8 protein-coding genes are annotated in these 7,177 nt (G+C 44.3%); 6 read left to right on the top strand and 2 right to left on the bottom strand.

The features are described 5' to 3' along the window. Positions 1 to 390: 390 nt before the first annotated feature. Positions 391 to 642, bottom strand: a complete 252-nt coding sequence (locus tag HC757_RS18815) for a hypothetical protein (RefSeq protein ID WP_169565976.1) — start codon at positions 640 to 642, stop codon at positions 391 to 393. Between the two features lie 278 nt (positions 643 to 920). Here HC757_RS18815 and HC757_RS18810 point away from each other — a divergent pair, with 278 nt between their 5' ends. The 3 genes from HC757_RS18810 to HC757_RS18800 all read left to right on the top strand — a co-directional run bounded on the left by HC757_RS18810 (position 921) and on the right by HC757_RS18800 (position 3,807). Next, a complete protein-coding gene (locus HC757_RS18810; protein ID WP_169565975.1) occupies positions 921 to 1,742 on the top strand; it encodes an NYN domain-containing protein in 822 nt (273 codons plus the stop codon). A 476-nt stretch (positions 1,743 to 2,218) separates the two neighbouring features. Further along, a complete protein-coding gene (locus HC757_RS18805) occupies positions 2,219 to 2,926 on the top strand; it encodes a hypothetical protein (protein WP_169565974.1) in 708 nt (235 codons plus the stop codon). Positions 2,927 to 3,096: 170 nt separating this feature from the next. After that, positions 3,097 to 3,807 carry a transposase gene (locus tag HC757_RS18800; RefSeq protein ID WP_169565973.1) on the top strand — a complete coding sequence of 237 codons (711 nt, stop codon included), beginning with the start codon at positions 3,097 to 3,099 and terminating at the stop codon, positions 3,805 to 3,807. 296 nt (positions 3,808 to 4,103) lie between these two features. Here HC757_RS18800 and HC757_RS18795 read toward each other — a convergent pair whose 3' ends face one another. Beyond that, on the bottom strand, positions 4,104 to 4,265 hold the full coding sequence (locus HC757_RS18795) for a hypothetical protein (protein WP_169565972.1): 162 nt from the start codon (positions 4,263 to 4,265) through the stop codon (positions 4,104 to 4,106). Between the two features lie 117 nt (positions 4,266 to 4,382). On the opposite strand from HC757_RS18795, the gene HC757_RS18790 reads away from it, so the two are divergent. From HC757_RS18790 to HC757_RS18780, 3 genes are all read left to right on the top strand, one after another. Beyond that, a complete protein-coding gene (locus HC757_RS18790) occupies positions 4,383 to 4,736 on the top strand; it encodes a hypothetical protein (protein WP_169565971.1) in 354 nt (117 codons plus the stop codon). A gap of 66 nt (positions 4,737 to 4,802) precedes the next feature. Further along, complete coding sequence (locus tag HC757_RS18785) at positions 4,803 to 6,143, top strand: DnaB-like helicase C-terminal domain-containing protein (RefSeq protein WP_169565970.1); 1,341 nt, start codon at positions 4,803 to 4,805, stop codon at positions 6,141 to 6,143. Between the two features lie 389 nt (positions 6,144 to 6,532). After that, positions 6,533 to 7,177, top strand: a 645-nt coding sequence (locus HC757_RS18780) for a transposase (protein ID WP_169565969.1), incomplete at its 3' end; no start/stop codon positions are given.

Here is a 7,177-nt window from a genome sequence, read left to right as displayed (position 1 = left end):
AGACAGTTTTTGCCAGATCGATGCTGATGAGTTTATAGTTCATAACGGTCACCTCGAGTCAGATTTTTTGCACCTAAATCATGGCACATTGCGATGCCGAGACCGAGGTGACCATCTCATCAGGCATGCCTTCAAGTCAGCACAGGTAGGACACAGTACCCATGAAAGACGTATGAATAGTGTCTGACATCCCCATCGAGCCGCCTTGGGCTTTTAACTTAGCGCTTTGGGCTAAATGAAACGCCTGAGGCGAGCCCGTCACGAAACAAGATGTTGAGCTGAGGGGTTCGCTCACCACAGCTCAGTTATCTCAGTTGCTCAAGTTAGCCGCATGTTGTACGCTGGTTAAACTTTTTGCCGCTAGGATGTTTAACCCTAAGCTTATGATCACTAAGCCCAAGTTAAGCGCCAGCCAGAAAATAGCTTAAGGTTCAGGGAAGATGCACGCTGCTCAAGCAGCATGAACAACAGCAAGGACAGGCTTTCAACACCCTCACCTTCAAGTTGCTTCTTCCCCGACTCACCGGCTTTACAGCCTGGGTAACACAGGCGCAGTTCATGACCTAAGTTAAGGCTTCGCCTTGAGCAAGCTGCTAGATTTGATCTTGTTTTAAATAGGTTTTTATTGGTTTTCTGTTGCATTGGACAGCAATCTGGTAGCTAGAGCCAGTGCGGTAGCCATAGCTGATGGCAGAGATAAGCGCCCAGCGGCGATAGAACTCAATGCCAAGCACAGCTTCGGTATCCAAATCCATCCATGGACAAAAGCCAGCTAGACTCTATGCCCTTCGGCGGCACCGATGGGAAAATGATCGATGCCACCTGCGATCGCAGAGGTGACACTGGCCTTTAGTGGCGGCTGAATGATGACAGAGGTCAGCCAAGCTTAAACATCCAGAGGAAGGAGCTGAAAAATAAACATGAGAGATAAAGAAAAAATTGCGGTGTTTATCGATGCCGACAACGCACCGGCGAAGAAGTTTGATATCGTACTTGCAGAGCTTGCGAAACATGGCGTGATCAGCATCCGCAAGGCCTACGGGAACTGGAAGAGCCCAGGGTTAAAGCAATGGGAAGACATACTGCACGAATACGCTATTCAACCCATCCAACAATTCGACTTAACCAAAGGCAAAAATGCCACTGACATTGCATTGGTCATCGATGCAATGGATATTCTCTACACCAAAGATATCGATATCATCTGCCTGATATCGTCAGATTGCGACTTTACCCCTTTAGTTACCCGCGCTCTGGCTGACGGTAAAGCCGTCTTTGGCTTTGGAGAGCGCAAAGCCCCCACAGCCTTCGTTAACAGCTGCTCCCGCTTCCTCTACCTCGATGCAGAACCTTTGTCGGTATCAGAAACAGAAGACGTGGATACAACTCCAGAAGCTTTGCCTCAACCAGAACCTGCCGTAACAACCACGGCGCAAGATTCAACAACCAAAGCCGTGCAACCCAAACCGGCCATCCAGCAAAAGTGCAATCTTAAAAGTGACGCCAAGCTAGTCAACCTGCTGCGCCAAGCGATTGAAGCGACGGAAGAGGAAGATGGCTGGGCGCAACTTGGTCCAATAGGATCCCACATTTCCAACCAAAGCTCTTTTGACCAGAGAAACTACGGCTTTAAAAAGCTCAGCGATCTCTTTGCCGCTATCGACCTCTTTGAAATGAGAAAAACAAACGGATCGGTATTGTGGATTAGAGACATCAAACGAGCGAAAAAAAATGGCAAATAAACACAAACATTACCGTTTGAAAGCAGATTCCAGCTCGACGGTCATTACCTCAGCATCCAAAGCGGCTCCGATGGGAGAACTGATGCAACCTTTAGCTTTGGTGCATTAGGGCAGAATTGTAAATGTTGTCATTTTTGTCGGTAAATAAAACGGCTCTGACCCCTTTTATTTGACCCCTTTTATTTTCTTCGGCTTTAAATTCTTGCGTATGGATTGCGGGGTTTCTTTGTTGACATACTTCACCTCAATAAGCGAGTTTACTCACTTAGCGAGATGTCCAAAAGTACCGGATCGGATCATAATTTAAACAGCCTCATTGAGGCATCAGGGTCTCAATGAAATACGGGCCATTCCACTTCTTCAGATTTCAGACTTAGCTACAGCCGCTCTACCTGCTATGGTCCACATATTGGGGTTGTTAAACGAAGGAGCATGGATTAGACTCGAAAAGAAACTCGGACAGCCATGAGTAACGTATGAAAAAGATAAACTACCTACTGATTTTTATAGCATTTCTGCTATCCGGTTGCACAAGTCAACCCACTGTATATATTTATGGAAAGTATCTAAATAATAGCCAAAAAGAGGCTATAATAAACACCTTCGAGAAATCGGATAAATATCACGTGGAGGTAAACGATTTTGATTTTCCAACCGATATAACAGTAAACACTCTCCTCTACTCTTTGTTTTTACAGAAGCCTGAATCTATCGATATCGTATCAAGCTTATCTGCCTCTGCTGGATTTTCAATTAAGCAAAAACAAGTTTTTAATGTAGGAAACAACTGGTATACAAAGGACTCAATAGCGTTATTTTTGTTCCCTAAAATTATAGATAACGGCATTACTTTTTTTAAGCAAGATTTAATTAACGATTATAAAGCACAAAATTGTGGTACAGCGACTTCTCTGAAGCTTAATAAGAATGGTTCATTCAACCTCGAATCATTATCAAAAAGCGGCGAAAATGTAATTGAATCAATAGATGGCATTTGGAAGTACAGGCAGTACCCATATTTGGAATTGCAAACAAAAGGTTCACCATATGCGGACTATTACTTTGAAATAAAACGCTTTAAAGGTGCAGACAAGGTAAGTGAGATAGACTACTTGGAATTAGTTTCTCTGAATACAGGTAGTTTACCCGAAGGCTGTTCTTTCTTAATTGGTACGAGAAAATAAGAGACATTTGAATCCAAGTATTAGGGGCTCTAAGCCTGCAGCTTGATGATATACGCTGCGCTAGAACATAGCATTAACCAAGTAAATAAAAGGAAATAAAAGGGGTCAGAGCCGTTTTAAATGGTCTATGCTGCTTGCTGTGGGCCATTTAACGTTTCAGGGATTGAAAAATGCCGAGAAAGCCAAGGATATCGATAGCTGGCGTGCCAGTGCATGTGATCCAGCGAGGCAATAACCGGCAGGTGATCTTTGCCAATGAAGAAGATATGAAGGCTTATCTGGCTTGGCTAAAGGACTATAGCAAAAAGTATGGGGTGAACATCCATGCTTGGGTACTGATGACCAATCACGTCCATTTATTGTGCACGCCGGTCAACAGCACCGGGATTTCGCAGATGATGCAGGCACTGGGACGGATGTATGTGATGTATTTTAATAAGCGGTATCGTCGTTCTGGCACCTTATGGGAGGGGCGTTTCCGTTCCTGTCTGGTACAAGAAGACCGCTATCTTTTTCAACTTTACCGTTACATTGAATTGAACCCGGTCAGAGCGGGTATGGTGACGGCTCCTGCCGATTACAGCTGGTCGAGTTACCAATGCAATGGCCTGGGTAGAAATAGCGAGCTACTGTCGCCCCACAGGTTGTACCTGGCGCTGGGGGATAACGAGGCAAAACGGCAAGAGCAGTACCGCGCACTATTCAAAAGTCATGTCGACGTCCGGCTTTTGGACGATATCCGCAAGGCAGCGAACAAAGGCCTGGCATTGGGAAACGAGCGTTTCATCGACGATATAGTAGCGCTAACGGGCAAACGCTTGGATGCAGGGAAAAGGGGTCGCCAGTTGGGCTGGCGGAAGCATCCCAAGGCTGAACATTAAATAAAACGGCTCTGACCCCTTTTATTCATGATCAATAAGCCCAAGTTAAACGCCAGCCAAAAAATAGCTTAAGCGCCAGCTTAAGCAAACACTAAAACCAAAGACAATAGGGATCAAGGAAGAAGCGCGCTACCGTCTGTTTAGAGCTACACAGGCAAGAGCAGCACAAGCAGGCAAGGACAGGCTTTCGACACCCTCACCTTCAAGTTGCTTCTTCCCCGGCTCACCGGCTTTACAGCCTGGGTAACACAGGCGCAGTTTATGACCTAAGTTAAGGTTTCGCCTTGAGCAAGCTGCTAGATTTGATCTTGTTTTAAATAGATTTTTATTGGTTTTCTGTTGAGTTGGACAGCAATCTGGTAGCTAAAGCCAGTGCGGTAGCCATAGCTGATGGCAGAGATAAGCGCCCGGCGGCGATAGGACTCGATGCCAAGCACAGCTTCGGCATCCAAATCCATCCATGGACAAAAGCCAGCTCGGCTTCGATAGGGAAATGGGTGTAACCTTTAGCTTTAGTGCATTGGGGCAAAATTCTGGATGCCCTCGTTTTTGTCACTTTTATACAAGGATATGAAATGACCCGTTCAGAGCGCGCAAGTCAGATTTGGGCAGTCTTGGCATTGGCTGCCAAAAACCGTCAGTCATTGACCTATGGAATCTTATCCAAGTTAACAGGTGTTCCCGCTGCAGGTCTGGGGCAACTGCTTGAACCTATACAGTCTTATTGCATTTTTCACAAGCTTCCGCCCCTAACCATCCTGATTGTTCAACAAGAGTCGGGGCTTCCTGGAAGCGGCTTTACCGGTGCACAGGCTACTGAATACGCAAAAGATCAAATGAGAGTTTTCAACTTCGACTGGCTTGAACATGGCAACCCTCAACCAGAAAAGCTTGAAGAAGCTGTGCGACTACATCCGTCAAACGGATAGAAAGGTTTAGGTGTCCTGTCTCTTATTATCTATGATTGTTCTATCACCTTGACTAAGTTGTAATTTATGGAAAACTCCTCAGTATCAGTTTTTTACAGTTATTCACACAAAGATGAGAAACTCAGAGATGATTTAGAAACTCACTTATCTCTTTTACTAAGAAAAGGCCTTATATCTACTTGGCATGATCGATGTATTTCAGCAGGCCAGGAATGGGCAACAGAAATTGATAACAACATTAGAAGTGCGGACATAATTTTATTGCTAGTAAGCTCCGACTTTATAGCATCGGAATATTGCTACGGAAAAGAACTATCAATAGCCATTGATAATCACGAAGCAAATAAATCCATTGTAATCCCCATTATTTTAAGGCCTACTGATTGGGAAGATGCACCTTTCGCAAAACTTCAAGCATTACCAGCAGATGCAAAAGCGGTAACTAGCTGGAGTAACCATGACGAAGCTTGGCTAGATGTTGTTAAAGGTATAAAAAAATCTATCAGCCATAGACTTAAGTTAAAAAACAGAATGAAAGAAAGTACTGGATTGCGTAGCATGAATGATCTATTAGAATGCTTTGTAGATAAATTAGAACTTAATTACAATGATAATAATGAGAATTTAATTTCAGGCCTTGAAACAGGAATAGCTGACTTAGACATATTAATTGATGGACTGCACTCTTCTCAGTTAATAACGATTGCTGCTCGCCCCAATATGGGGAAAGGTGATTTAGCCTTAAATATAGCTACTCATGCAGCACTAACTAACAAGTTACCCGTTGCATACTTTACAATGACGATGACAGCTGAACAATTAACACAGCGATTAGTTTCTTCAGTATCATACATTGATAGTCATTCTGTTTCCCGTGGAAACTTAGACGATGAACAATGGGCGAGAATATCTGCTTCTTTTGGGCTATTACTCGAATCACCACTATATATTGACGAAAGTATATTCTCCACAGCCGAGGAGTTACGAAAAAAGTGTATTGAATTACATTCAAAGCATGAGCTTAACTTAATTGTAATTGATTCAATACAGCACCTTAATCAACAAATAACCCATCAGAACCATATTCCCACTAGCATACCTAAACAGTTGAAAAATCTAGCAAGAGAGATAGGCGTTCCAATAATAATAACATCTTCGGTTTCAATGAAAGTGGAAAGAAGAGCATGTAAAAGACCAGTTTTAAGTGACTTATATGAATGGAATGAACTAGAAGATTTTTCTGATACTGTTTTGTTTATTTATAGAGATGAAGTATATAACGAATATACCGATGACTTCGGCAAAGCAGAGATTATAATAGCTAAAGAGATGTTCAGTAAATTAGGTGTTGTAACTGTTAACTATAATAGTAATAGCTACAATTTTCTCTCTTATGAAAAAAATTAAAAATTTAAAGGGGCCAGAGCCCCTTTACATGCGCTCAATAAGAAACTAGCACCAAAAATAACCCAGCCCTACCACCCAAAGTCTGAGTTTTGCACCCACTCACAGCACAGACGCACCAGTGACCATCGGCGACAGGACGTCGCCGTTGAGCGTACAGGGATGCATTCACAGCGTGTCACGGGTGTGCCTGTGCGAAGGCCTGCGGCAGGCAATTAGCAGAACCAAAAGCCGGCAGCCATGCCAATCCCAAACCACTCCCCCGTCCTCGGCAGATACCCAAAAAAATGGAAAAGGCCCGCGTTCGATACGCGAGAATAAAAAGGGTCAGAGCCGTTTAAAATGGTCTATGCTGCTTGCTGTGGGCCATTTAACGTTTCAGGGATTGAAAAATGCCGAGAAAGCCAAGGATATCGATAGCTGGTCTGCCAGTGCATGTGATCCAGCGAGGCAATAACCGGCAGGTGATCTTTGCCAATGAAGAAGATATGAAGGCTTATCTGGCTTGGCTAAAGGACTATAGCAAAAAGTATGGGGTGAACATCCATGCTTGGGTACTGATGACCAATCACGTCCATTTATTGTGCACGCCGGTCAACAGCACCGGGATTTCGCAGATGATACAGGCACTGGGACGGATGTATGTGATGTATTTCAATAAGCGGTATCGTCGTTCTGGCACCTTATGGGAGGGGCGTTTCCGTTCCTGTCTGGTACAAGAAGACCGCTATCTTTTTCAACTTTACCGTTACATTGAATTGAACCCGGTCAGAGCGGGTATGGTGACGGATCCTGCCGATTACAGCTGGTCGAGTTACCAATGCAATGGCCTGGGTAAAAATAGCGAGCTACTGTCGCCCCACAGGTTGTACCTGACGCTGGGGGATAACGAGGCAAAGCGGCAAGAGCGGTACCGCGCACTATTCAAAAGTCATGTCGACGTCCGGCTTTTGGACGATATCCGCAAGGCAGCGAACAAAGGCCTGGCATTGGGAAACGAGCGTTTCATCGACGATATAGTAGCGCTAACGGGCAAA

The sequence above is a fragment of the Shewanella salipaludis genome (assembly GCF_012911865.1).
Lineage (GTDB): Bacteria > Pseudomonadota > Gammaproteobacteria > Enterobacterales > Shewanellaceae > Shewanella > Shewanella salipaludis.
This window is presented reverse-complemented; position numbering and strand designations above follow the sequence as displayed.

Bases quoted from the DNA above. Each gene is read 5' to 3' on its own strand.
- HC757_RS18785 (WP_169565970.1), top strand. From the start codon at position 4,803: ATGGAAAACTCCTCAGTATCAGTTTTTTACAGTTATTCACACAAAGAT.
- HC757_RS18790 (WP_169565971.1), top strand. From the start codon at position 4,383: ATGACCCGTTCAGAGCGCGCAAGTCAGATTTGGGCAGTCTTGGCATTG.
- HC757_RS18805 (WP_169565974.1), top strand. From the start codon at position 2,219: ATGAAAAAGATAAACTACCTACTGATTTTTATAGCATTTCTGCTATCC.
- HC757_RS18810 (WP_169565975.1), top strand. From the start codon at position 921: ATGAGAGATAAAGAAAAAATTGCGGTGTTTATCGATGCCGACAACGCA.
- HC757_RS18800 (WP_169565973.1), top strand. From the start codon at position 3,097: ATGCCGAGAAAGCCAAGGATATCGATAGCTGGCGTGCCAGTGCATGTG.
- HC757_RS18795 (WP_169565972.1), bottom strand. From the start codon at position 4,265: ATGGATTTGGATGCCGAAGCTGTGCTTGGCATCGAGTCCTATCGCCGC.
- HC757_RS18815 (WP_169565976.1), bottom strand. From the start codon at position 642: ATGCAACAGAAAACCAATAAAAACCTATTTAAAACAAGATCAAATCTA.